This window comes from Streptomyces sp. NPDC002640, from assembly GCF_053592575.1.
Map to the genome: position 1 here is coordinate 157,605 of NZ_JBSFVZ010000002.1, position 24,880 is coordinate 182,484.

Here is a 24,880-nt window from a genome sequence, read left to right on the forward strand (position 1 = left end):
TGCCGCCAGCACGGCGAGAGCCAGCAGTGCGACGAGCACGAAAACGACGCCCACGTCCGGTAAGTCCCCTGTCCCTGTGTGTGATTGACCGGTCGCGGCTATGAGTTGCGCCGCAATGCGCGAATTCCGCGCAACCCGATGACCCCTACGACCGTCCCCAGTACGAAGGAGACCACCGCGAGCAGCAGGTGGACCCAGAAGTACCCGGTCGGGTCCCCCGCGTCGTCGAACGCGAGACCGCTGCCGTCCTTGTAGAGGTTCTTGACGAAAGTGATCCAGATGACCCAGCTCCACACCCCGAAGGCGAGAAGGAACCAGGAGACGGGTCGGCTGAGCTTCATACCGCCAGTATCTCCGCAGGGCGGTGCGGCCGGCGGCCGGGGTGGCCGTCCGGGGGCGGAGTGCGACCGGAATCACGGCGGGGAGCTGGCGCGCACCGGGGCTACGCCCACGACCGATGTGGCATGTACGTTCTCGTCCGTGCCCGCTGTGAAGAAGACCACCAGGCGACCCGCCGCCCTGCTCGCGTCCGCCACTCTGCTGTCGCTGGCGCTCGGCCTCGTCCTGCCGGTGGCCGCCGGTCAGGCTCAGGCGCAGCCGCTGCGGCCCGGCCCGAAGACGCCCGGCAACCGGCTCTCGGACTCGTCGTCCACGGGGAGGTCGACCGCGAACCCCACGTCCCGGCCGTCGTCCACGCCGACGAAGGTCGCGGGCGGCGACGCCTCGAAGGCCCCCTCCGGGGCGGCCGGGAAGGACGCGGCCCCGACGTCGACCTCGCGGGTGGGCGGCGCCCGGCTGGCCGCCGCCGGGGTGCAGGTCCAGCCCGGGGTGGGCGCGCCGGAACTGCCGGACGACATCTCCGCCAAGTCCTGGATCGTCGCCGACGCCGAGTCCGGCGAGGTTCTCGCCTCGTACAGCGCCCATGTGCCGATGGCGCCGGCGAGCACGCTGAAGATGCTCTTCGCGGACACCCTGCTGGACCGGTGGCCCGCCACCCAGACCCACAAGGTGACCGGGGAGGAGCTCTCCAAGGTCGGCTCCGGCTCCAGCCTCGTCGGCGTCAAGGAGAACGAGACCTACACGGTCCGCGACCTGTGGCTGGGCGTCTTCCTGCGGTCCGGCAACGACGCGGTGCACGTGCTGTCCGCGATGAACGGCGGCCTCGACCGGACGGTCGCCGACATGAACGCCCGCGCGAAGGACCTCCAGGCGCTGGACACGCACGTCGTCAGCCCCGACGGCTACGACGCCGAGGGGCAGGTCTCGTCCGCGTACGACCTCACGCTGATAGCCCGGTCGGGGCTGCAGAAGGCGGGCTTCCGCGAGTACGCCGCCACGGTCAAGGCGCAGTTCCCCGGCGAGACGACGAAGGGCAAGGACGGGAAGACGTCCCGCGGCTCCTTCGAGATCCAGAACACCAACCGGCTGCTCACCGGTGCGGGCATGGACCAGTACCGGGGCATCGCCGGCGTGAAGAACGGCAACACCACCCACGCCGGGGCGACGTTCACCGGCGTGGCAGAGCGGGGCGACCGGGTGCTGCTGGTCACCGTGATGAACCCGCAGAAGAAGGAGCTCAACCGGGTCTACGAGGAGACGGCGGCGCTGCTGGACTGGGGGTTCGCGGCGTCGGGGAAGGTGACGCCGGTGGGCGAGCTGGTGCCGCCGGCCTCGCAGGCGGCGGCGTCGGCGTCACCGTCGGCCGCGGTGGCGGCGCCGGTGGGGGCCGACGCGGAGACGGACACGGCGGCGGTGGCGGCCTCCGCGGAGGGTGAGGCGGGGCCGCTGTGGATCCCGCTCGCCATCGTGGGCGGCGTGCTCCTCCTCCTCGCCGGCGGCGGCTACCTCGTCCACCGCCGCTGGCCCCTCCCCGGCACCCCGGCCCGCCGCGACGCCGCGACCACGGCGGAGGCCGCCGCCGCTCCCGCGGACACCAAGGCCTCCGACCCCGTGGCCGGCGCGGACAGCGAGCCGGCCACTCCCCCTGCCGCGGCCGACACGGCCAAGCCCAAGGCTGCCGCCGAGGACTCCGAGCCGGAGGCCGCCGACCCCGCGACCGCCGCGGACCCCGAGGCGGGAGTTCCGGCCCCGGCGAAGGACACCGTCCCGGACGGAACCCCCGAGGCCAAGATGCCCCAGCAGGCCTCCGCCCCCCGGACCGCCGACAAGGGCGAAGGCCAGCCCGCCTGACACGCCCTGCCCTGGCCGCCCGGAAGGCGTCGGCGGCTCCCTTGGTCAAAGGGTGCCCGACACTCCACCCGGGCGGCCCTCTACATGCCCACAACCAGGCGCAGGTTTTCCTACTCCTTTGATAATCTGGCTCCCATGAGCGAGCCTCCCTACGGCGTCGGCGAAGGGCCGGCCACTCGGGTCAGCCTCTCCCTCCCCGAAGGGACGGCGGAAGCGATCCGTCAGCGGGTCGGGAAGCGTGAGTTCTCGGCCTTCATCACCGAGGCGGTGGAGCGGGAGCTGCGCGGCCAGATCCTCGACGAGTACCTCGCTGACTACGAACGCCGTCAAGGGCCGATCTCCGAGCACGAGCAGGAGCGGGCGCGTCGGGTCTTCGACGAGGTGTTCGCCGAGGAGGGGCAGTGGCCCGCCGCAAGCTGAGCCACGAAGGCACCCTCGTCCTCGACTGCGAGGGCCTTTCCCGGTTCGTCGGTGATCACGAGCCCGTCGTCGCCCTCGTGGCGGAGGCCCGCAAGCGGGGCATGGAGGTGGCCGTCAGCGCGCTCACCATCATCGAAGCGGTGCACCGCCGGACGGAGAAGGCACGGCTCGCCTGGGTCCTGTCCGGCGTGCGGATCGTGCCCGTCGGCGACGAGGAGGCCAAGGCCGCTTCCGCCATGCTGATCAGTGCCGGGCTGCACGGCCACAAGTACGCCATCGACGCCGCCGTGGCCGAGATGGCGCTGCGACAACGCCGCCCCGTGGTCATGCTCACCTCGGACGTCGACGACATGACGAAGATCTGCGGAGACCGGGTGCGCCTCGTTGCCGTCTAGCGGACGCCCCTCCGGCTGAGACCGGGGCAGCCACTGTGTCGGCGCCCGTCATGGCGTGAGGGGGAGGGGGTTCTGCCGGGGCGGGGGCGGTGCGGGGGACTTGTCGGTGGCGGTCCAGGAGGCGGCGTAGAGGAGGAGCTTGCTGGTGAAGTTGATCCACAGGAGGAGCGCGATCGGCACGCCGAACGCGCCGTACATGCTCTTCGCCGCGACCCCCTGGATGTAGCCGCTGAGCAGCAGCTTCAGCAGCTCGAAGCCGGCCGCGCCGATCAACGCGGCCTGCGTCAGGAGCCGCCGTCGCGGATGCGCGCCCGGCACCACCCGCAGCACGTAGAGGAGCAGCAGGAAGTCCGCCAGCACGGCGACCGCGAACGCGGCGAGGCCCAGCAGGACGCCGCCGATCCCGCCCTCCTCCAGTCCCATCGCCCGGGCCAGCCGCCCCACCATGCCGCTGGCGACCGTGGAGATCACCAGCGTGGCCAGCACCGCGCCGCCCAGCCCGAACAGCAGGCCGAGGTCCTTGGCCTTGGTGACGAGGAGGTTCTCGTCCGGGTCCGGCAGCTCCCAGACGGCCCGCAGGCAGCCCCGCATGGAGTCGACCCAGCTCAGTCCGGTGAACAGCAGCAGCGCACCGGCGATGAGGCCGACGGTGCCCGCGTTGGCGACCAGTTTCTCGATGTCGAGCTGGTCGGAGATCCCCGGCACCTGTTCGGCCACCTTGTCCTGCAGCGTCCGCTGCTGCGCGGTGGTGAGGGTGGCCGCCCCGGCCGCGGCGGCGAGGGTGAGCAGCGGGAACAGGGCGAGGAAGCTGGTGAAGGTCATGGCGGCCGCGAGCCGGGTCCACTTCACGCGGTCCAGCCGGTCGAAGGCGAGCCACGCGTGGGTGTCCATCAGCCGGGCCATCCACGGGCCGACGACGGGCAGGTTCCTCAGCCAGTCCATCCCATGACCCCGTTCCCGTCGCCGGTCGCGTCGTCCCCGCGGCCTGGCCGGTCGCGGAACACGAGGGTTCTGGTACCCCAGAACCGGACGGCCGTGCCCAGGAGCATGCCGACTCCCGCCCCGGCGACCAGATCCGCCCGGTGCGAGGTGAAGCCGAGGCCGTAGTGGCTGACGGCCAGACAGGCGAGCTGCACCGCCGCCCCGGCGGCGTTGACGGCGGTGAACAGCAGTGCCTGGCGCAGGCGTTCGGCCACCACGGGCCGCTGACCGGGCCGGGGTCCGGGACCGCGCCCGGGGCCGGGGCCGGGCGTCGAACCGCGGTACGGGCCCAGCGCGTTGCCCGCGTAGGCGACGGCGCAGGCGGCGAGGAAGGCGAGGGCCTTCGCCGGCAGCGGCGGCAGGCCGGCCGGCCCGAGGAGGGCGGTGAAGGTGGCGAGGTCCACCAGGTAGGCCGCCAGCCCCGCCGCCGCGAACCCGGCCAGCTCCCGCCGGGTGACCGGGGCGGACGTCACCAGCCGGTCACCGCCAGCCCGTAGAGCACCGCCCAGGCGAGGGCGACCACCGCCAGCGGCCGGTCCCGCAGTACCACCTCCTCGGGTTCGCCGGCCGTGCCGCGGTCGGCGAAGACGGCGTAGCGGAGGATGCCCAGGATGAACGCGACCATGGAGAGCTGCCGCCACGGCAGCAGCCCGGTCTGCGGCACGCCCCCGTGCTCCAGGGCCCACAGGCAGTAGCCGAGGACCGCGCCGCCCGCCGCGAGCTGCCAGACGAAGCGGAGGTAGCCGGTGGTGTACTCGGTGAGCAGCGCACGGGTGGCGCCGCCCTTGCCGGCCATCTCCACGGCCTCCGAGTACCGCTTGGCGGAGACCATGAAGAGCGCCCCGAACCCGGTGGTGATCAGGAACCAGCGGGAGAGCGGGATGTCCATGGCGATGCCGCCGGTCATGGCCCGCATCAGGAACCCGGCCGCCACCACCGCCAGGTCGACCACCAGCACCCGCTTGAGGCGCAGGCAGTAGGCGAGCTGCATCACCACGTAGCCCGCCAGCACCGCCGCGGTCATCGGCGGGCAGAGCAGGACCGCGGCCGCCGGGGCCAGCACGGCGAGAGCGCCGCCGGCCGCGTAGGCGACCGGGACCGGCACCTGCCCGGCGGCGACCGGGCGGTGGCGTTTGACCGGGTGGGCGCGGTCGGCCTCCGCGTCGCGGGCGTCGTTGACCAGGTAGACGGCGGCGGAGCACGCGGTGAAGAGGACCAGGACCAGCGGCAGCCGGGTGAGGGCGGCCGCGGTGAAGAGCTGGCCTGCGGCGGCCGGGGCGGCCACCACCAGGACGTTCTTGACCCACTGCCGGGGGCGGGCGGTGCGCACCAGCCCGGTGAGCAGCGCGCCGGTCCCCCGGCGGCGGGGCGGCGAGGGGCGCGGGGCGCCGCCGGGGCGGGCGCGCGGGCCGACCAGCAGGGGCCCGGTGGCGGCGACGCGCTCAGCCACGGCGCCTCCTCCGCAGCCCCCGCGCCCCCAGTCCGGCGGCGACCGCGCCCAGCGCCGCGCCCGCGGCGACGTCGGAGGGGTAGTGCACGCCGGCCACCACCCGGGACAGGCACATCGCCACGGCCACCGGGGCGGCGACCGCGCCCGCCGCCGGGAGCAGCACCCCGGCGGCGACGGCCGCGGCGGCGCTGGAGGCGGCGTGCGAGCTGGGGAAGGAGTGCGGCGCGAGGACGGGCACGCGGGCCCGGACGGCGGTGGGGCGCGGGCGGCGCACCAGCTGCTTGACGCCGACGCTGGCCAGGTGGGCGGCGGCCGTCAGGGCCGTGCCGCGCAGCCAGGCGGAGCGGCGGGTCCGGTCGGCGGCGGCCGCGGCGAGGCCCGCGGCCAGCCAGAGCGCGCCGTGCTCCCCGGCGCGGGAGAGCGCGCGGGCGGCCGCGGCGGTGCGCGGGTCGTCGCCGCGGGCGTGCAGGGCGGCCAGCAGCCGGGCGTCGAGCCGCCGGGCGGCGTGGGCCGGACGGAGGGGGGCGGAGGGCGGCCCGGGGGTGACGAGGGCCGGGGCGGGAGCGGCGAGGAGGGGGACACCGTGCATACGGCCCACTGTTCACCGGGGCGGGCCCCGATCCTGGACAATCACCTCCAAAGCCCCACTAATCACCCGTTCCGGCGAGACTCGCGCCGTAGCGCCACACCTCTCCGCACAACGGACGGACCGCCGCTACCGTCGCGTCCATGCCGCCCACGCAGCCCTCCCCGACGACCGTCGCTCCCACCGTCCCGGTCACCGGCTGGGGCCGCACCGCGCCCACCGTCGCCCGGCTGGTCCGCCCCCGCAGCTACGACGAGGCGGTCGCCGCCGTCCGCGGCTGCGGGGCGCGCGGCGGCATCCCCCGCGGCCTGGGCCGCGCCTACGGCGACGCCGCGCAGAACGCGGGCGGCGCCGTGCTGGACATGACCGCCCTCGACCGGATCCACGCCGTGGACGTCGCCGGGGGCGTGGTGCTGTGCGACGCGGGCGTCTCGCTGCACCGGCTGATGCAGGTGCTGCTCCCGCTCGGCTGGTTCGTGCCGGTCACCCCCGGCACCCGGTACGTCACGGTCGGCGGGGCGATCGGCGCCGACATCCACGGCAAGAACCACCACGTCTCCGGCGCCTTCTCCCGCCATGTGCTGTCGATGGAGCTGCTCACCGCGGACGGCTCCATCCGCACGGTGTCCCCCGGCGACCCGCTCTTCGACGCGACCTGCGGCGGCATGGGCCTCACCGGGGTGGTGCTCACCGCCTCGCTGCGGCTCCAGCCGGTGCAGACGTCCCTCATGGCGGTGGACACCGAGCGGGCGGCGGACCTCGACGACCTGATGGCCCGGCTCACCGCCACCGACCACCACTACCGCTACTCGGTCGCCTGGATCGACCTGCTGGCCCGCGGCCGCGCCACCGGCCGGGCGGTCCTCACCCGCGGCGACCACGCCCCGCTGGACGCGCTGCCCCGCTCCTCGCGCGCCCGCCGCGACCCGCTGGCGTTCCGCCCCTCCCGGCTGCCCGCCGCCCCGTCGTTCCTCCCCGACGGCCTGCTCGGCCGCACCACGGTCGGCGTCTTCAACGAGCTCTGGTACCGCAAGGCGCCCCGGCGCCGCACCGGCGAGCTGCAGCGCCTGCCCACCTTCTTCCACCCGCTGGACGGCGTGCCGCACTGGAACCGGATCTACGGCCGGGGCGGGTTCGTGCAGTACCAGTTCGTGGTCGGCCACGGCGAGGAGGAGGCGCTGCGGCGGATCGTGCGCCGGGTCTCCGACCACCGCTGCCCGTCGTTCCTGGCCGTGCTCAAGCGGTTCGGCGACGGCGACCCGGGGTGGCTGTCGTTCCCCACGGCGGGCTGGACGCTGGCCCTCGACATCCCTGCCGGGCTGCCCGGGCTCGGCGACCTGCTCGACCGCCTCGACGAGGAGGTCGCCGCGGCCGGCGGCCGGGTGTACCTCGCCAAGGACGCCCGGCTGCGGCCCGAGCTGCTGCCCGCCATGTACCCGCGCCTCGACGAGTTCCGCGCGCTGCGCGCCGAGCTCGACCCGCGCGGGGTCTTCACCTCCGACCTCTCCCGCCGCCTCGGCCTGTGACGACTTCCAAGGAGCTCAAGTGAAGGACGCCTTCGGCGCACCCCAGTCCATGCTGGTGCTGGGCGGCGCCTCGGAGATCGGGATCGCGGTGGCCCGCCGCATGCTCGCCCGCCGCTGCCGCACCGTCCGGCTGGCGGGCCGCCCCTCCCCCGCCCTGGAGTCCGCCGCCGCCTCCCTGCGCGCGCTGCGGCCGGACGCCGACGTGCGGACGGTGGAGTTCGACGCGCTGGACACCGGGACGCACGAGGAAGTGCTCGGGAAGGTCTTCGCGGAGGGCGACGTCGACCTGGTGCTGCTCGCCTTCGGGATCCTCGGCGACCAGCGGCGGGACGAGCGCGATCCCGCCGGGGCGGTGCGGGTCGCGCAGACCAACTACACGGGGGCGGTGTCGGCCGGGCTGGTCGCCGCGTCGGCGCTGCGCGGGCAGGGGCACGGGTCGCTGGTCGTGCTGTCGTCGGTCGCCGCGGAACGGGCGCGGCGCGGCAACTTCATCTACGGCTCCAGCAAGGCCGGGCTGGACGCGTTCGCGCAGGGGCTCGGGGACTCGCTGTGCGGGACGGGGGTGCACGTCATGGTGGTGCGGCCCGGGTTCGTGCGGACCCGGATGACGGCGCACCTGCGGGAGGTGCCGCTGGCGACGACGGCGGGGGCGGTGGCCGGGGCGGTCGAGGCGGGGCTCCGGCGCCGCGCCTCCACCATCTGGGTCCCCTCACCGCTGCGCCCCGCCATGGCGCTGCTGCGCCACCTTCCCCGCCCCCTCTTCCGCCGTCTCCCCCTCTGACCCGCGGGCCGGCCCGCCGGCTGCCCCGCGGGCTGCCCCGCCGCCGCGGCACCGGAGAGGACCCCGGGGGTCAGTTGAGGGTGGGGTGGCGTTCGGTGACGGACTGGGTGGGGACGGTGAGGCCGCCGAAGGGGAAGTCGCGCAGGCGGCGCCAGACCCCGTCCGCCCCCTGCTCGTACAGCGCGAAGCCCGTGCACGGCCACTGGGCCGCGTAGTCGGCGAGCTCCTCGTACGCCCGGTCCATCGCCTCCTCGGCGATCCCGTGCGCCACGGTGACGTGCGGGTGGTACGGGAACTGCAGCTCCCGCGCCACCGGCCCCGCCTCGTCCCGGATCCGCGCCTGCAGCTGCGCGCACTCCTCCGCGCCGGCCACCACCCGGACGTAGACCACCGGCGACAGCGGGCGGAACGTTCCGGTGCCCGCCAGCCGCATCGGGAAGGGTCTGCCCGCCGCGGCCACCTCCGCGAGGTGCGCCTCGATCGCGGGCAGCGCGGACGCTTCCACCTCGGTCGGCGGGAGTAGCGTGACGTGCGTGGGAATGCCGAACGCCGCGGCGTCGCCGAAGCCCGCGCGGCGCTGCTGGAGCAGGGTGCCGTGCGGCTCCGGGACCGAGATCGACACGCCGATCGTTACGGTCCCCACGTCGTCTCCTGTCGTGTCGTCTTCCGTCACGCCCGGGTTGTGCCGGGCGGGTGCTGCCACCCGTCTCGCCCTCCGGCGCCACCACTGACATCGACTGTACGGCGGCGCACCTCCGAACCGGGAGGATCGCACCTGTATCACCGGTGGCGCGAGGGGCGCTCGGACGCCGGCGGTGTCCTGCCCCGCCGCGCCGGACGCGCCGGACGCGCCGCCGGCCGGCCGGTCAGTGCTTGGCCGCGACGAGGCCGATCCGCTCGTACGTCGAGGCCAGCGTCTCCGCCGCGACCGCGCGCGCCTTCTCCGCGCCCTTGGCGAGGATCTGGTCGAGGGTCTCGGGGTCGTCCAGGTACTCCTGGGTCCGGTCGCGGAACGGCGTCACGAAGTCGACCATGACCTCGGCCAGGTCCGTCTTGAGGGCGCCGTACATCTTGCCCTCGTACTCCGCCTCCAGCGCCGGCACGGGGCGGCCGGTGAGGGTGGAGAGGATGGTGAGCAGGTTGGAGACGCCCGGCTTGTTCTCGCGGTCGAAGCGGATCACGGTCTCGGTGTCGGTGACCGCGCTCTTGACCTTCTTCGCGGTGACCTTCGGGTCGTCCATGAGGTTGATCAGGCCCTTGGGGTTGGCCGTCGACTTGCTCATCTTGGCGGACGGGTCCTGCAGGTCGTAGATCTTCGCCGTCTCCTTGAGGATGTACGCGCTCGGGACGGTGAAGGTCGGGCCGTAGGTGGTGTTGAACCGCTCGGCGAGGTCGCGGGTGAGCTCCAGGTGCTGGCGCTGGTCCTCGCCGACCGGGACCTGGTCGGCCTGGTAGAGCAGGATGTCCGCGACCATCAGCATCGGGTACGTGAACAGGCCGACCGTGGTGCGGTCGCTGCCCTGCTTGGCGGACTTGTCCTTGAACTGCGTCATCCGGGAGGCCTCGCCGAAGCCGGTGATGCAGTTCATGACCCAGCCGAGCTGGGCGTGCTCCGGCACGTGGCTCTGCACGAAGAGGGTGCAGTGCTCCGGGTCCAGGCCGGCCGCCAGGAGCTGGGCGACGGACAGCCGGGTGTTGCGGCGCAGCTGCTCCGGGTCCTGCGGCACGGTGATGGCGTGCAGGTCGACGACCATGTAGAAGGCGTCGTGGGTCTTCTGCATGTCCACCCACTGGCGGACCGCGCCGAGGTAGTTGCCGAGGTGGAACGAGCCGGAGGTCGGCTGGATACCGGAGAGCACGCGAGGACGATCAGAGGCCATGCCTCTCATTGTCTCAGGTGTCCCCCCACGCCCGGGAACGGGTCGGGGAGGCCGGAACCGGTCCGGCCGGGGCCGGTCCGGGGCGCCGGCGGGCGCCCCGGACGGCGGGCGGGTCAGCCCAGGTCGATCTGCGGGTACAGCGGGAAGCCGGCGACCAGCTCGGTGGCCCGGCGGGAGACCTCGTCGGAGATCTTCGCGTCGAGGACGTGCTGCGCCTTGGACGGCGCGCCCTTCGCGGTGGTGCCCGGGACGGCCTCGGTGAGGACGCGGTCGATCAGGGCGGCGATCTCGTCCATCTCCGCGGTGCCCAGGCCGCGGGTGGTCAGCGCGGGGGTGCCGATGCGGATGCCGGAGGTGTACCAGGCGCCGTTCGGGTCGGCGGGGATCGCGTTGCGGTTGGTGACGATGCCGGAGTCCAGCAGCGCCTGCTCCGCCTGGCGGCCGGTGAGGCCGTAGGAGGACGCCACGTCGATCAGGTTGAGGTGGTTGTCGGTGCCGCCGGTGACCAGCGTGGCGCCGCGGCTCGTCAGGCCCTCGGCGAGCGCCTTGGCGTTGTCCACGATGCGCTGCGCGTAGTCCTGGAAGGCGGGCTGCCGCGCCTCGGCGAGGGCGACGGCCTTGGCGGCCATCACGTGCGGCAGCGGGCCGCCGAGGACCATCGGGCAGCCGCGGTCGACCTGGTCCTTCAGCGAGTCGTCGCACAGCACCATGCCGCCGCGCGGGCCGCGCAGCGACTTGTGGGTGGTGGTGGTGACGATCTGGGCGTGCGGGACCGGGTCGAAGTCGCCGGTGAGCACCTTGCCGGCCACCAGGCCCGCGAAGTGCGCCATGTCGACCATCAGGGTCGCGCCGACCTCGTCGGCGATCTCCCGCATGATCCGGAAGTTCACCAGGCGGGGGTAGGCGGAGTAGCCGGCCACGATGATCAGCGGCTTGAACTCGCGGGCGGTCTCGCGCAGCGCCTCGTAGTCGACCAGGCCGGTGGCCGGGTCGGTGCCGTAGGAGCGCTGGTCGAACATCTTGCCGGAGATGTTGGGGCGGAAGCCGTGGGTGAGGTGGCCGCCGGCGTCCAGCGACATGCCGAGCATGCGCTGGTTGCCGAAGGCGGCGCGCAGCTCGGCCCAGTCGGCGTCGGAGAGCTCGTTGACCTGGCGGACGCCGGCCTTGGCGAGGGCGGGGACCTCCACGCGGTCGGCGAGCACCGACCAGAAGGCGACCAGGTTGGCGTCGATGCCGGAGTGCGGCTGGACGTACGCGTGGCGGGCGCCGAACAGCTCGCGGGCGTGCTCGGCGGCGAGGGACTCGACGGTGTCGACGTTGCGGCAGCCGGCGTAGAAGCGGCGGCCGACGGTGCCCTCGGCGTACTTGTCGCTGAACCAGTTGCCCATCGCGAGGAGGGTCGCCGGGGAGGCGTAGTTCTCCGAGGCGATCAGCTTGAGCATCTCGCGCTGGTCGGTGAGCTCCTGCCCGATCGCGTCGGCGACCCGCGGCTCGACGGCGCGGACGACGTCCAGGGCGGCCCGGTACGCGGCGGACTCGGGGGAAAGGTCTGACATGGCGGCCTCCGGCAGGGTGCGGTCACGGTGTGGCCCAGGCGCACGGCACGTGTCGTTCTGCGGGCCGCTCCCCGATGGTCCGTCCCATCCCAGCGCGCCAGTCACGGCCCGGAGCCACCCTACCGGGCACCCGCGTCCGGCGTGCGTGACGGTCCCGGGGCGGACGGGGGCCGCAGTCCACCCGGTGTTCACCCGGGCGACGGGTGGCGCGCCTAGCCTGCACCGGCCCCGCGCATCACCACCGGCCCCACCCGTCGCCCCGCCGTCGCCCGTCGCCCCGCCGCCGCACCGCCCGCGGCCCGTTCCAGGAGTCCGCCGCCCGATGACCACCACCCCGAGAACGCTGCCCGCGCCCCTCCCCCTCGCCGAGGCGGCGGCGGCCCCGTCGCCCCGGGCCGCCGCGGCGAGCACCCGGGACCCGTGGTGGGACAACGCCCGCTTCGTGGCCGCCACGCTGATCGTCGTGCTGCACACCGTGGGCAGCCTGCTCCCCCGGATCGACGCGCTGCACGCCTTCCAGCTCGGCGCCTGGGCGTTCCGGGTGCCGACGTTCGTGCTGCTGGCCGGCGTGTTCAGCAGCGCGGGACCGCTCGGGGCCCGCCCGCTGCGCTCCCTCGTCCAGTCCATCGCGCTGCCCGGGCTGCTCTTCGGGCTGCTGTTCTCGCTGGAGAACTGGGCGCTGGGCGCGGAGTTCCAGGTGCACGTCGCCCAGCTCCCCTGGAACCTCTGGTTCCTGATGTCGCTGTTCTTCTGGCGGCTGTTCCTGCCGCTGGTGGTCCAGCTGCGGTTCCCGCTGGCGACGACCACGGTCGTGGCGCTCGGGGTGGGCTACCTGCCCGAGTTCGGCATGCAGTTCTCGGCCTCCCGCACCCTGGTCTACCTGCCGCTGTTCTACCTCGGCTGGTGGATCGGGCAGGGCGGTCTCGCCTCCTGGTTCACCCGCCGCTGGACGCTGCCGGTGGCGGTGGCCGGCATCGTGGCGTCCGCCGCCGTCGGCCTGCTGTGGCACCGGGACGTCGAGGGCCGCTGGCTGTCGATGCGGCACGCGTACTCCCCCGACGACCCGATGAGCCTGGAGTGGGCCTGGCTGATCCGCCTGACGGTGCTGGCCTGCGCGGCCGTGCTGGTGCTCTGCCTGCTGCGGGTGATGCCGCGCCGGCGGCTGCCGCTGATCTCCTCCATGGGCGCCGGCGGCTTCACCATCTACCTGCTCCACCCACTGGTGATCCTGCCGTTCCGCGAGAAGGGCGTGATCGAACGGGTGGACCGGCCGCTGGAGGTGGCCGGCCTGGTGGCCTGCGCGGTGCTGCTTGCCATGGTGCTCGGCTCGACCCCGGTGCGCCGCCTGGCCCGGCCGCTGACCCGGCCACCGGTGGGCCTGCTGCTGCGCCCTCAGACCGCGGGGCAGGCCGGCCCGACTGCCGGCGCACGGCAGGACGGCGCGCGGCAGGACGGCACCGCCCAGGACGGCGCGCGGCTCAGAGGATGACGTGCGGCAGGAAGCGCGCGTAGCCGTCGGTCACCAGGCCGTCCGACTCCCGGATGCCGAGGCCCGCCGCCTCGCCCTGGACCACCCAGGCCCCCAGCACCACCCGGTTGCCGTCGAAGGACGGCAGCGGGGCCAGCTCCTGGTAGCAGCAGGGCTGGTCCGGGGCCGGCGCCCCGGGTCCGGCCTCGTGGACCGTCACGCCCGCGCCCTCGCGGCCGAGCAGCGGCTTGGTGACGTAGCCGGTGGTGCCGGCGAGTTCGCGCGGGCCATCCACGTAGGAGGCGAGCAGGTTGGGGTGGCCGGGGTACAGCTCCCAGAGGATCGCCAGCAGCGCCTTGTTGCTGAGCAGCATCTTCCACATCGGCTCGATCCACAGCGTCGAGCCCGTGCCGCCGCCGAGGTCGAGGGTGCTCATCGCCTGCGGCCCGAAGCGGTCGGTGGTCAGCCACTCCCACGGGTAGAGCTTGAAGCAGCTGCGGATGAAGCGGAGCTTCTTGTCGACGAAGCGGCGGCTCAGCCGGTCCCAGCCGATGTCCTCCATGGAGATCCACTCGGTCCGCAGTCCGGCCTGCTCGGCGGTCTCCATCAGGTACGCGACCGTCATCAGGTCCTCGCCCAGCTCGTCGCCCGCCGTGTGGGCGAAGTGGAGCGGGGCGCCGGGCGGCAGCAGGTGCGCCTGGCTGCGCCAGGCCTCCACCAGCCGCTCGTGCAGGGAGTTCCACTGGTCGGCGCCGGGGAAGCGCTCCTCCATCCAGAACCACTGCGGGCTGGCGGCCTCGACCAGGGAGGTCGGCGTGTCGGCGTTGTACTCCAGCATCTTGGCCGGGCCGGTGCCGTCGTAGCGCAGGTCGAACCGGCCGTAGACGGAGGGGACCTCGTCGCGGCGGCGCCAGGACTCGGCGATGGCCGCGGCCACCCGCCCGTCGGTGATGCCGAGGTCCGCGAACCGCTTCTCCCGCACGATGAAGTCGGCCGCCGCCAGGCACATGCCGTGCAGCTCCTCGACGACCTCCTCCAGCGCCTCGACCTCGGGCAGCGAGAAGACGTAGTACGCGCTCTCGTCCCAGTACGGGCGCAGCTCGCCGTCGGGGTGGCGGGTGAGCGGGTAGATCAGGCCCTGCGCCTCGACGGTCTCCTGCCAGCCGGCGCGGGGTTCGGTGGTGCGGCGTTCCACGGGTCCGGTCAGCCCCCGCCGCTGCCGCTGCAGCCGAAGCCGTTGCGGTCGACGGCCTCCTCGCGGTCGAAGGTGCCGTCCTCGGCCCAGCCGTCCTCGACGTCGGCGTCGTAGTACCAGTCGCTGCCGCTCGTGTACGACGAGCAGTTGGAGTCCGCGACGATCCGGTAGCCGTTGGCGTACTCGTAGCTGTCGGTGTCGACGCAACGCCGGTCGGGCTCGGAGCTGCAGGACGTCAGGGTCGCCGCGACGACGCCCATGCCGCCCAGGACGACCGTGCTGGAGCGCAGCCGCCGGCGCTGCTTCTGTGCCATGGTGTTTCCCCCCGGATCGGTGCGAGCGGTGCCCGACGCCAAGACACCCGGAGGCACTCGTTCGGTTCCCTCCGCACAGGTGTGCAGCGTCGCGCTACGCCCGGCAGCCTAGGGATCTCCGCGCGGGAGAGCAATGTCGGTCCCATGACAAGGGCCCCACGGGCACCGTCCGTCCCATGGACGGGGGTGTCCCGCGGGGCCCCGGGCGGTGGTGTCAGGTTCACCGCCCGCCGGTCTCCCTACCCGTCGGGGACGGGCGGAATGCCTGCCGGGGCGGGCCTCAGGGCCCGGAACGGGTGCTCAGGGCCCGGGGCGGCCTCAGGCCAGCCAGGCCTTCCAGACGTCCTCGTTCTCGGCCACCCACTTCTCGGCGGCGTCCTCCGGGCTCATCCGCTCCCCGGCGATCATCGCGGCGACCTCGTTCTGGTCCTCCTCGGTCCACTGCATCCGCTTGAGGAACTCGGCCGGCTTGCCGCCGTCCTTCGCGAAGTCGGCGTTGAGGTACTTCTGCAGCGGGGTCTCGGGGTAGCCGCAGTCGACGGCCTTGGGGTCGTCGTCGCAGCCCTCGGTCCACCCGGGGAGCTTCACCTCGACCATCTTGACGTCCTCGTTGACCCAGTTCGGGGTCCACCAGTAGGTCAGGAAGGGCTTCCTGGCCTTGTAGCTCTGCTGGATCTGGGTGATCTGCGCGGCCTCGGAGCCGGCGTAGACGGTCTTGAAGTCGAGGTCGAGGTTCTTCACCAGCGCGTCGTCGTTGGTGGTGTACGACGGCGAGCCCTCGAGCAGCTGGCCCTTGTCGCCGCTCTCCGCGGTGCGGAACAGGTCCGCGTACTTGTCGAGGTTCTTCCAGTCGGTGATGTCCGGGTGCTTCTCGGCCAGGTACTCCGGCACGAACCAGCCGATCTTCCCGGTGACGCCGAGGTCGCCGGCGGACACCACGCTCTTCCGCTCGTCGACGTACTTCTCGATCTTGTCGGGGGCGCCGCCCCAGTCCTCGAGGATGGCGTCGATCTTGCCGCTGTCCAGCCCGTCGAAGGCGACCGACTCGTCGATCTGGGTCTTCTCGACGCGGACGTCGTACTCCTGCTCCAGGATGTGGGCGGCGACGGCGGCGTTCGCCTCGGCGCCGACCCAGGACGGCACCGCGATGGTGACCTTGTCCCCGGCCCCGCCGGAGGAGGCGGTGGCGCCGGTGTCGGCCGCGCCGCAGGCGCTCAGGCCGGTGGCGGCGAGCACGGCGGTGGCGGCGACGGCGACACGGGTCGGGCGGGACGTGCGGGTCATGCGGGACGGGCGCAGGGGCTTCATGGTTTCTCTCGTTCCGTTCGTTCGGGTCCGGCCGGACCGCCGGGGCGGCGCGGGGCTCGCCACGGCGGCCGGGGCACGGGAAACCGGCTCGGCGCCGGCCGGGGCGGGGGCGCCCCGGCCGGGCAGGGTGTCGGGTGGTGGGCTGTCAGGCGGTGAGCCGGCAGCCGGTGAGCTGTCAGCTGGTGGGTCGTCAGGCCGTGGGGCTACGGCGCTGGGTGGCGCGGTCGAGGGCGACGCCGAGCAGGACGATGGCGACGCCGGCCGCGAGACCGGTGCCCAGCTCGCTCTTCTGCAGGCCGTAGACCACGTCGTAGCCCAGCGCGCCGGAGCCGACGAAGCCGCCGACGATGACCATGGCGAGGACCAGCACCACGCCCTGGTTGAGGGCGAGCATCAGCGCCGGCCGCGCCAGCGGGAGCTGCACCTGGCGGATCTGCTGGAAGGTGCCGGCGCCCAGCGACCGGGACGCCTCGAGGGTGCCGGCGTCGACCTGCTTCAGGCCCTGCACGGTGATCCGCACGACGGCGGGGAGCGCGTACAGCACGGCCGCGGCGACGGCGGCGGAGCGGCCCACGTTGAACAGGGCGACCACCGGGATGAGGTAGATGAACTGCGGCAGCGTCTGCAGCACGTCCAGCACCGGGCGCAGCGCCCGTTCCACCCAGCCGACCCGGGCGGCGACGACGCCCACGGCGAAGCCGAGCACCAGGGTGAGGACCACGCCGGCGATCGCCTGGGAGAGGGTGTCGAGGGACTTGTCCCACACGCCGATCACACCGATCAGCGCGAGGGAGGCGGCGGCCGTGCACATGGCCTTCCACCCGCCGGCCAGCAGGCCGAGGACGGCCGCGACCAGCACCAGCGACCACCAGGGCATCGCCTGCAGGCCGTCGCGGAGCGGGGAGAGCACCCCGGTGGTGAAGCCGTCGGCCCACACCCGGGTGCCGCCGACCACGGGCACGCCGGTGGCGAGGTGGGCGGTGAACCACTGCACGGCCTCGTTGACCGGCCGGGCGATCTCCACGACCCACAGCTCGGGCCACTCCTCGATGAGGAACTTCCGGCCGAGCGGCACGACCACGGCGAACACCGCCGCGACCAGCGCCCAGGCCCGCCAGCCGTGCAGCAGCGCGCGCACACCGGTCGCCTCGTGGTCGGCGCCCTCGGCGACCCGCTGGCCGGCGACCGCGGTGGTGCGGTCCAGCCAGACGGCGAGCAGCACGATCGGGATGCCGGCCGCCAGGGCGTTGCCGACGTCCACGGTGGACAGGGCGCTGAAGACCTCCTCGCCGAGGCCGCCGGCCCCGACGACCGAGGCGATGGTGACCATCGACAGCGCCATCATGATCGTCTGGTTGAGGCCCAGCAGGATCTCCTTGCGGGCCAGCGGCAGGCGGGCGGTCAGCAGTCGCTGCACCGGGCCGGCGCCCAGCGAGCGGACGGCCTCCAGCACTCCCTGGTCCGCGCCGCGCAGGCCGAGCGAGGTCAGGCGGGCCATCGGCGGGACGGCGTAGATCACGGTGGCGATCAGCGCGGCGGGCACGCCGATCTGGAAGAGCAGCACCAGCGGCAGCAGGTAGGCGAACGCCGGCATGATCTGCATGGTGTCCAGCACCGGCCGCAGGAAGCGGTCGAAGCGGTCGGAGAGTCCGGCGGCGAGGCCCAGGAGCAGGCCGATCGCCACGGAGACGGCCACCGCGACCACCATGAGCGCCAGCGTCTCCATGGTGGCTTCCCACATGTCGAGGACGCCGCAGACGGCGAACGCGGCCAGGGCCACGCCCGCGGTGCGCAGCCCGCGCAGGCCGGCGCCGCCGACCCGCCAGGCCAGCAGGACCGCGGCGGCGATCACGCCGAACCAGCCGAGCTGGAGCAGGAAGACGGTGACGGCGTCGACCGAGATCTCCGCCCAGTTGCTCAGGTGGAGCAGGAAGTAGAGGAAGACGGGGTTGGTCTCGCGGTTGTCGATCACCCAGTCGTAGGCGTCGTCCAGCGGCGTCTTGACGTCGACGGCGAGCTGCTGCGGCCATCCGCCGCTGCCCCAGAGGGCGGCGGCCACGGGGATCAGGACCACCGCGGCGGCGAGCAGCGGGAGCAGCCGGCGCAGGGCGGGGCGTCCGGCCAGGGCCGCGCGCAGCCGGGACGGGGCGGCGGCGCGGCCGGTGGTGTCCTCGCCGGGGGTGCCGGTGGTCTTCCCGCCGGGGGCCGGCGGGGAGGCGGAGTCGGTGCCGCGCCAGGTGGTGGGGCGGTCGCCGGCCGGGGCGGTGCGCTCGGCGGCAGGGCCCGCGGCGCGGCCCGCGGAACGTCCCTCGGCGCGGTCCGCGCCACTTCCCTCGGCATGTCCTTCGGCGCGGCCGTCCCGGTGGTCGTCGGCGCGGCCGGTGCGGGTGGGGTCGGTGGCGGTGCTCATGCGCATCGCCTCCTTCCGCCGGCGGCCGCGGGCCGGATCCGGGTCACCGGCCTCCGCGCGGGGCCCCGGGGCGGGACGGGACCGGAGACCGGCCGGGGCGTGCCGGGGTGCGACGGGGCGTGCGGGCCGCGGCGGGCGGCCGTCGGCACGGGGGCGGGGCCGTGGAGGCAGCGGCGCATCAGGCGGCCACCTCCTCGCGGCCGGCGCCCAGGCCGGCGACCACGCGCAGCAGGCCGTCCTGGTCGACGACACCGAGGCAGCGGCCGTTCTCCATCACCCGGGCGGGCGACCCGGTGCGGGCGACGGCCTCGACGGCCTCGGAGACGGTGGCGGTCGGGGCGACCACGGGGCCGTCGGCCACCTCACCGGAGGCGAGCGGGCGCATGGCCCGGCGCACCGTCATGACCTGCTCGCGCGGCACGTCCCGGACGAAGTCGCGGACGTACGCGTCGGCCGGGGAGCCGACGATCTCCTCGGGGGTGCCGAGCTGGACGACCTCGCCGTCGCGCATCAGCGCGATGCGGTCGCCGACCCGCAGTGCCTCGCCGAGGTCGTGGGTGATGAAGACCATGGTCCGGCCCTCCTCGCGGTGGAGGCGGATGACCTCCTCCTGCATGTCACGGCGGATCAGCGGGTCCAGGGCGCTGAAGGGCTCGTCGAAGAGCAGGACCTCGGGGTCGACGGCGAGCGCGCGGGCGAGGCCGACGCGCTGCTGCTGGCCGCCGGAGAGCTGGCCGGGGCGGCGGTTCTCCAGGCCGTCGAGACCGACCTTGGCGACCATCTCGGCGGCGCGGGCGCGGCGTTCGGCGCGGCCGACGCCCTGGATCTCCAGGCCGTAGGCGACGTTGTCCAGCACGGTGCGGTGCGGCAGCAGCCCGAAGTGCTGGAACACCATGGAGGCGCGGCGGCGGCGCAGTTCGCGCAGCTTGTCCTTGTCCATGGCGAGCAGGTCGTCACCGTCGAACTCCAGGGCGCCGGAGGTCGGTTCGATCAGCCGGGTCAGGCAGCGCACCAGCGTGGACTTGCCGGAGCCGGAGAGGCCCATCACGACGAAGACCTCGCCCTGGTGGACGTCGAAGGAGACGTCGCGGACGGCGGCGGTGCAGCCGGTGCGCTCCCGCAGCTCGGCCTGCGAGAGGCCCGCCAGCTCCTGGTCGCCGGGGATGCGGTCGGCCTTGGGGCCGAAGACCTTCCACAGGCCGCGGACCGAGAAGACGGGCGCGGCGGCGGACTCGGGACTGCTCATGGTGGTGTGCTCCGTGGTGTCCGTGACGGTCATCGGGCGTCGCCCCCGACCAGCTCGGCGGCCTTCTCCCCGACCATCAGCACGCCGATCATCGGGTTGACGGCGGTCATGGTCGGGAAGACCGAGGCGTCGGCGACGCGGATGTTCTGCAGGCCGCGGATCCGCAGTTCGGGATCGACGACGGCCGCCTCGTCGTCGGCGGCGCCCATCCGGCAGGTGCCGGCGGGGTGGTAGACGGTGTGCGCGACCTTGCGGGCGTACTCGCTCAGTTCCTCGTCGGAGGTGATCCCCGGGCCGGGGCAGACCTCGCGCTTGAGCCAGCCGGCCAGCGGCTCGGTCCGCGCGATCTCGCGGGCGATGCGGATGCCGTCGACCAGGGTCCGGGCGTCGTGGTCGTCCTCGTCGGTGAAGTACCGGAAGTCCAGAGCGGGTTTGACCTCGGGGTCGGCGCTGGTCAGGTAGAGGCGGCCGCGGCTCCGCGGCTTGGGGATGTTCGGCGTCATCGACACGCCGTGCTCGGGCCGCCGGTAGCCGAGGCGCTCCGGGTTGTCGGTGAAGGGCACCTGGTAGAAGTGGAACATCAGGTCCGGGCCCGCGTGCCCGGGGTCGCGGCGGACGAAGAGGCCTGCGTCGGAGTCCATCGCGGAGTTCTCCGGGATCGGGCCGTCGGTCTCCCAGACGATCACCGACTCGGGGTGGTCCAGCAGGTTCTCCCCCACGCCCGGCAGGTCCTGGACGACGGGGATGCCCAGCGCCTCCAGGTCCTGGCGGGGGCCGATGCCGGAGTGCAGCAGCAGCCGCGGGGTGTCCACGGCTCCGGCGCACAGCAGCACCTCGCGGCGGGCACGGACCAGGTGCTCGGCGCCGTCCTTGGTGCGCACGTGCACGCCCTCGGCGCGGGTGCCCTCCAGGTGCAGCTTGTACGCCCAGGTCTCCAGCCACAGGTGGAGGTTGGCGCGGTCGTCCATGATCGGGTGCAGGTAGGCCACCGAGGCGGAGGAGCGCTTGTTGTCCTCCGGGTGGTAGGCCAGGTCGAAGAAGCCGACGCCCTCCGCGAAGGGCTTCTTGTTGAAGCCCTCGACGCGCGGCACCCCGGTCGCCTTCTGCGCGGCGTCCACGAAGTCCCGGGCGATGGCGTTCCGGTCCTTCTCGTCCACCGGGACGATGTTGTTCTGCAGGCGCGCGAAGTAGGCCTCCATGGCCACCGCGTTCCAGCCCTTGGCGCCCGCCTCCTCCCACTCGTCCCAGTCGGAGGGCAGCGGCTTGAAGGAGATCAGGGTGTTGTGCGAGGAGCAGCCGCCGAGCACCTTGGCGCGGCTGTGGCGGATGTGGGAGTTGCCGCGGGGCTGCTCGACGGTCGGGTAGTCGTAGTCGAGGTCGCCGCCGAGCAGGCCCATCCAGCGGCGCAGGGTCAGCACGTCCTCGCGGTCGCGGTCGCTGGGGCCGCCCTCGATGACGGCGACGGTGACGTCCGGGTTCTCGGTGAGCCGGGCGGCGATCACCGAGCCGGCGGTGCCGCCGCCGACCACCACGTAGTCGTACTCGGTGGGTCGGGGCGTGCCGGGGGTGGGGGAGGTGGTCATGGGAGGAGGTCCTCCTGAAACTCGAAAATGCGTGTGCGGGAGAAGGGGCGGTCGGGCGGGCGGGTCAGCCCGCGAACCACCGGACCGGGCGGGGGGCGAGGTTCTGGTAGACGTGCTTGGTCTCGCGGTACTCGGCGAGCCCGGCGGGACCGAGCTCGCGGCCGACGCCGCTCTTCCCGAACCCGCCCCACTCCGCCTGCGGCAGGTAGGGGTGGAAGTCGTTGATCCAGACGGTGCCGTGGCGCAGTCGGCCGGCGACCCGGCGGGCGCGGCCCGCGTCGGCGGTCCACACGGCCCCGGCCAGCCCGTACTCGGTGTCGTTGGCCAGCGCGACGGCCTCGTCCTCGGTGCGGAAGGTCTCCACGGTCAGGACCGGACCGAAGACCTCCTCGCGGACCACGCGCATCGAACGGTCGCAGTCGTCGAGGACGGTGGGCAGGTAGTAGAAGCCGCCCTCGGGACGGTCCTCGGACGGCTCCGGACGGCGGCCGCCGGCGCGCAGCACGGCGCCGTCGGCGAGCGCGGAGGCCACGTACTCCTCGGTCTTCGCGCGCTGCGCGGCGGAGACCATGGGACCAACCTCGACGCCCTCGGCGGTGCCTCGGCCGATCCGGATCCGCGCGGCGCGGCGGGCCAGTTCACCGACGAACCGTTCCTTCACCGCCTCCTCGACGATCAGCCGGCCGCCCGCGGAGCAGACCTGGCCGCTGTGGACGAACGCCGCGTTGAGCGCCTGGTCGACCGCGGTGTCGAAGCCCTCCTCGGTGGCGCAGGCGTCGGCGAAGACCACGTTGGGGTTCTTGCCGCCGAGCTCCAGCGCGACCTTCTTGGCGGTGTCCGCGGCCGCCTTGGCCACCTTGGTGCCGCTGACCAGGCCGCCGGTGAACGAGACCAGGCCGACGTCGGGGTGCTCGGCCATCCGGGCGCCCACGCTGTGCCCCGGGCCGGTGACGATGTTGGCCACCCCGGCGGGAAGTCCGGCCTCTTCGAGGAGGCGGATCAGCGCGACGGTGGAGAGCGGGGTGATCTCGCTGGGCTTGACCACGAAGGTGTTGCCCGCGGCCAGCGCCGGGGCGATCTTCCAACTGGCCTGGAGCAGCGGGTAGTTCCACGGAGTGATCAGCGCGCAGACGCCGACCGGCTCGTGCACGACCACGCTGTGGATCTCGTCGCTGCCCGCGTCGACCACCCGGCCGGGCGCCTCGGCCGCGACCAGGTCCGCGAAGTACCGGAACGCGTCGGCCACGCAGTCGATGTCGACGCGGCCCTCCTCGACGGTCTTGCCGGCGTCGCGGGCCTCCAGCCGCCCCAGCTCCTCGCGGTCGCGGCGGAGCAGTTCGGCGGTGCGGCGCAGGACGTCCGCGCGCCGAGCGGCCGGGGTGCGGGGCCAGACGCCCTGCCCGCAGTCGAAGGCGCGGCGCGCGGCCTCCACGGCGAGGTCGACGTCCCGCTCGTCGCCCTCGGCGACGACGGCGAACGGCCGTCCGTCCGCCGGGTCGAGCACCTCCCGGGTCGCCCCCGAGACCGCCTCGCGCCATTCTCCCCCCGCGGAAATGGTGCGACGTGTCCCGAATTGACCTTCGTTTCTATGGTCCATGCTGCCGTATCGCCTTCCCTTGCTGTGCCATATCCCTGAGTCACCACGGTGTGACCCTCGGGGACCGGCTGCGCCTGCCCGAGCGGGCGAGGCGCATGCGGATTCGGCGCGGAAAGTGGAATGAGTCACCGAATCCGGCGGGCAATCCGGACATAGCGCGGGGGCGTGCGGCGCTGAATGTCGCGAGCATGACAGGCAGTGGGCACGAGAAAGGGGCGGTCCCCGGTGACGGGGACCGCCCCTCCGTGCCTCCGTGCGAGCGCCCGCTGGTCAGGACGTGCGCTCAGGACGGCGGCACCGGGTCGTCGGACCGCCGGGTCAGGAGGTCCGGCGCTTGCGCAGCACCACCATGGTGACGCCGCCCACGACCACCAGCGCCACGGCGACACCGGCGATCACCGGGGTGGCGCTGTTGCTGCCGGTCTCGGCGAGGTTGCCGCCGTCGGCGTTGCCGCCCTGCTCACCGGCCGGGCTCGGTGCGGTGGAGGGCGCGGGGCTCTCGGAGCCGCCGTCGCCGGCGGTCTGGCAGTCGAGCACGCCGGTGAAGGTCTGGTCGAGACCGTTCGGACCGGTCACGGCGATGCTGTACTCGGCGTCCTCCTTCACCGGAACGGTGACGGTGACGTCCTTGCCCGCCTCGACGGTGTGCTTCTCGCCGCCGACGGTGACCTCGCCCGCCTCGTCACCGCTGTTGGTGACCTTGACGTCGACGCCGCCCTTGGCGCAGTTCTTCACGGCCTCGGCCGCGAGCACGGGGCCGGTGTGGTCCTTCTCGCCCCACGTGGCGGTGAAGGACGCGGCGACCTTGCTCTCCGTGGAACCGGCGAGGATCTGGGTCTGGGTCCGCACCTTCTCGCCGACGAACGCCCGGCCGACCGACAGGGCCAGCGACCCTTCGAGGGTGACGGTGGCGGTGCCGGCCGGGGTGGCGGCCGGAACGTCCAGGTACAGCTCGGTGCCGTTGGAAGCGCTGGTGACCGGGTTGCCCGACCCGTCGACGACCTGGACGCCCGCACCGGCGACCTTGACCGCGACACTTCCGGCGTTGGTGGTGACGGTGACGGGGCCGAGCTTCTCGCCCGCCTTGCCCGCCACGGACGCCGAGCTCAGCGAGAGCGACGCGGCCGGCTCCTCGACGGCCTTGGTCTTGGCCTGCTCCTCGAGGTAGTCGGCGAGGGCCTCCGCCTCGGTGTCCTTCGCCTCGGCCTTCACGTGGTCCGAGTAGCGCCAGATGGCGACCTGGGTGCCGGCGGCGGCGTCGTCCTTGGTCAGCTCACCCGTGATCCCGGCCTGCTTCGCGAGCGCGGCGACGTCGCTCACCTGCGGGAAGGAGTTCTTCAGGATCCAGTGGATCTTGCCCGCGTCAGGGTTGTTGGCCAGGGAGGACTGGGCCCAGGAGGCTTCCCGGTAGGAGGCCCGGAAGGCCGTGTCGGTGTGCGCGTCGATGCAGTAGGTCTGCAGCGTGCCACCGCCGCCCGCCACGTCCATCTGGAAGAGGCCGGCGGGGACGTCGTCGCCGTCGATGGTGGCGTCGCCCTTGTAGGCCATCTCGTCCCTGAGCGTCGCCGTGGCTCCGCCGGCCGGGGCGTCGTCGGCGGCGGCGACGCCCGCGGTGGCGAGGGAGCCGCCGACACTGAGACCGGCGACGAGTATCGCGGCGGACAGCCGCGCGGTGGCACGTCTCCGTATACGGAACATAGGTTTCCCCTCCGGGCGTGGCAGCGTCACGTCACGGCAACAGACTGACGGAGAGCGCACACCAGCCCGCGAAATCTGCAACTCCCCAAGACCTGGGGGTGCTTGCGAACGGTCGCGAACGCGACCGAGTGCCACATGATAATCACACGCTGGAACACCTGGTTCCCGTGGTTCCGAAATCCCCTGCGAAGCGCGCGAGTTGTCCCTGTTGCCCACGTTGCACCCGGGGTCGCGTGGCCGGTTCCGTCCGGTCGTGGCGTGAAGTCGACGCCGTTACCGGCGAGTTGCGCCCAGGA

General features: G+C 73.6%; 22 protein-coding genes and 1 riboswitch. Of the genes, 6 read left to right on the forward strand and 16 right to left on the reverse strand.

The features are described 5' to 3' along the window. Positions 1–98: 98 nt before the first annotated feature. The gene (locus ACWD3O_RS03350) at positions 99–341 is read right to left on the reverse strand and encodes an SCO4848 family membrane protein (RefSeq protein ID WP_356128920.1); all 243 of its coding nucleotides are present in this window, start codon (positions 339–341) and stop codon (positions 99–101) included. Between the two features lie 139 nt (positions 342–480). On the opposite strand from ACWD3O_RS03350, the gene ACWD3O_RS03355 reads away from it, so the two are divergent. The 3 genes from ACWD3O_RS03355 to ACWD3O_RS03365 all read left to right on the forward strand — a co-directional run bounded on the left by ACWD3O_RS03355 (position 481) and on the right by ACWD3O_RS03365 (position 3,005). Further along, a complete protein-coding gene (locus tag ACWD3O_RS03355) occupies positions 481–2,190 on the forward strand; it encodes a D-alanyl-D-alanine carboxypeptidase family protein (RefSeq protein WP_451414710.1) in 1,710 nt (569 codons plus the stop codon). A gap of 135 nt (positions 2,191–2,325) precedes the next feature. Further along, positions 2,326–2,610, forward strand: coding sequence for a hypothetical protein (locus ACWD3O_RS03360; protein ID WP_451410854.1), 285 nt, complete (start codon positions 2,326–2,328; stop codon positions 2,608–2,610). Continuing rightward, positions 2,592–3,005, forward strand: a complete 414-nt coding sequence (locus ACWD3O_RS03365) for a DNA-binding protein (protein ID WP_451414711.1) — start codon at positions 2,592–2,594, stop codon at positions 3,003–3,005. Before ACWD3O_RS03360 ends, ACWD3O_RS03365 begins: the two co-directional genes overlap by 19 nt. A gap of 48 nt (positions 3,006–3,053) precedes the next feature. On the opposite strand, the gene ACWD3O_RS03370 is transcribed toward ACWD3O_RS03365, so the two are convergent. From ACWD3O_RS03370 to ACWD3O_RS03385, 4 genes are read right to left on the reverse strand one after another with little or no spacing between them, the layout of a single operon-like run. Continuing rightward, positions 3,054–3,947 carry a YihY/virulence factor BrkB family protein gene (locus ACWD3O_RS03370; protein ID WP_451414712.1) on the reverse strand — a complete coding sequence of 298 codons (894 nt, stop codon included), beginning with the start codon at positions 3,945–3,947 and terminating at the stop codon, positions 3,054–3,056. Next, a complete protein-coding gene (locus tag ACWD3O_RS03375; protein WP_451414713.1) occupies positions 3,935–4,459 on the reverse strand; it encodes a GtrA family protein in 525 nt (174 codons plus the stop codon). The genes ACWD3O_RS03370 and ACWD3O_RS03375 overlap by 13 nt, the downstream gene beginning before the upstream one ends. Then, positions 4,456–5,406 (reverse strand): decaprenyl-phosphate phosphoribosyltransferase, encoded by a 951-nt coding sequence (locus ACWD3O_RS03380; protein WP_451410889.1) that lies wholly within the window; start codon positions 5,404–5,406, stop codon positions 4,456–4,458. Before ACWD3O_RS03380 ends, ACWD3O_RS03375 begins: the two co-directional genes overlap by 4 nt. Before the next feature lie 22 nt (positions 5,407–5,428). Beyond that, entirely contained in the window at positions 5,429–6,025 is a 597-nt protein-coding gene (locus ACWD3O_RS03385) for a phosphatase PAP2 family protein (RefSeq protein WP_451414714.1), read from the reverse strand. Positions 6,026–6,165: 140 nt separating this feature from the next. On the opposite strand from ACWD3O_RS03385, the gene ACWD3O_RS03390 reads away from it, so the two are divergent. Then, positions 6,166–7,548, forward strand: a complete 1,383-nt coding sequence (locus ACWD3O_RS03390; protein WP_451414715.1) for an FAD-binding protein — start codon at positions 6,166–6,168, stop codon at positions 7,546–7,548. Positions 7,549–7,567: 19 nt separating this feature from the next. Next, positions 7,568–8,329 (forward strand): decaprenylphospho-beta-D-erythro-pentofuranosid-2-ulose 2-reductase, encoded by a 762-nt coding sequence (locus tag ACWD3O_RS03395; RefSeq protein WP_451410860.1) that lies wholly within the window; start codon positions 7,568–7,570, stop codon positions 8,327–8,329. A 70-nt stretch (positions 8,330–8,399) separates the two neighbouring features. On the opposite strand, the gene ACWD3O_RS03400 is transcribed toward ACWD3O_RS03395, so the two are convergent. The 3 genes from ACWD3O_RS03400 to ACWD3O_RS03410 all read right to left on the reverse strand — a co-directional run bounded on the left by ACWD3O_RS03400 (position 8,400) and on the right by ACWD3O_RS03410 (position 11,765). After that, complete coding sequence (locus ACWD3O_RS03400; RefSeq protein ID WP_451410861.1) at positions 8,400–8,972, reverse strand: 2'-5' RNA ligase family protein; 573 nt, start codon at positions 8,970–8,972, stop codon at positions 8,400–8,402. A 223-nt stretch (positions 8,973–9,195) separates the two neighbouring features. Then, entirely contained in the window at positions 9,196–10,209 is a 1,014-nt protein-coding gene (trpS, locus tag ACWD3O_RS03405; RefSeq protein ID WP_451410862.1) for a tryptophan--tRNA ligase, read from the reverse strand. 113 nt (positions 10,210–10,322) lie between these two features. Then, positions 10,323–11,765, reverse strand: coding sequence for a glycine hydroxymethyltransferase (locus tag ACWD3O_RS03410; protein ID WP_451410863.1), 1,443 nt, complete (start codon positions 11,763–11,765; stop codon positions 10,323–10,325). Positions 11,766–11,790: 25 nt separating this feature from the next. Beyond that, a riboswitch (ZMP/ZTP riboswitch) is annotated at positions 11,791–11,880 on the reverse strand. A gap of 207 nt (positions 11,881–12,087) precedes the next feature. Between ACWD3O_RS03410 and ACWD3O_RS03415 the strand changes: the two genes are divergently transcribed. Continuing rightward, a complete protein-coding gene (locus ACWD3O_RS03415; protein WP_451414716.1) occupies positions 12,088–13,254 on the forward strand; it encodes an acyltransferase family protein in 1,167 nt (388 codons plus the stop codon). Here the strand turns inward: ACWD3O_RS03415 and ACWD3O_RS03420 are convergent. From ACWD3O_RS03420 to ACWD3O_RS03455, 8 genes are all read right to left on the reverse strand, one after another. Further along, a complete protein-coding gene (locus ACWD3O_RS03420; protein ID WP_451414717.1) occupies positions 13,244–14,428 on the reverse strand; it encodes a glutathionylspermidine synthase family protein in 1,185 nt (394 codons plus the stop codon). The two genes, ACWD3O_RS03415 and ACWD3O_RS03420, sit on opposite strands and share 11 nt — an antisense overlap. An 8-nt stretch (positions 14,429–14,436) precedes the next feature. Next, a complete protein-coding gene (locus ACWD3O_RS03425; protein WP_451410866.1) occupies positions 14,437–14,742 on the reverse strand; it encodes a hypothetical protein in 306 nt (101 codons plus the stop codon). Positions 14,743–15,060: 318 nt separating this feature from the next. Continuing rightward, entirely contained in the window at positions 15,061–16,050 is a 990-nt protein-coding gene (locus ACWD3O_RS03430) for an ABC transporter substrate-binding protein (protein ID WP_451414718.1), read from the reverse strand. A 190-nt stretch (positions 16,051–16,240) separates the two neighbouring features. Then, complete coding sequence (locus ACWD3O_RS03435; protein ID WP_451414719.1) at positions 16,241–18,460, reverse strand: ABC transporter permease subunit; 2,220 nt, start codon at positions 18,458–18,460, stop codon at positions 16,241–16,243. A 178-nt stretch (positions 18,461–18,638) separates the two neighbouring features. Further along, positions 18,639–19,739 carry a quaternary amine ABC transporter ATP-binding protein gene (locus ACWD3O_RS03440; protein WP_451414720.1) on the reverse strand — a complete coding sequence of 367 codons (1,101 nt, stop codon included), beginning with the start codon at positions 19,737–19,739 and terminating at the stop codon, positions 18,639–18,641. Beyond that, on the reverse strand, positions 19,736–21,289 hold the full coding sequence (locus tag ACWD3O_RS03445) for a GMC family oxidoreductase (RefSeq protein WP_451414721.1): 1,554 nt from the start codon (positions 21,287–21,289) through the stop codon (positions 19,736–19,738). The genes ACWD3O_RS03440 and ACWD3O_RS03445 overlap by 4 nt, the downstream gene beginning before the upstream one ends. A gap of 64 nt (positions 21,290–21,353) precedes the next feature. Then, complete coding sequence (locus ACWD3O_RS03450) at positions 21,354–22,886, reverse strand: aldehyde dehydrogenase family protein (RefSeq protein ID WP_451414722.1); 1,533 nt, start codon at positions 22,884–22,886, stop codon at positions 21,354–21,356. 318 nt (positions 22,887–23,204) lie between these two features. Continuing rightward, the gene (locus ACWD3O_RS03455) at positions 23,205–24,584 is read right to left on the reverse strand and encodes a Cys-Gln thioester bond-forming surface protein (RefSeq protein ID WP_451410871.1); all 1,380 of its coding nucleotides are present in this window, start codon (positions 24,582–24,584) and stop codon (positions 23,205–23,207) included. Positions 24,585–24,880 lie beyond the last annotated feature (296 nt).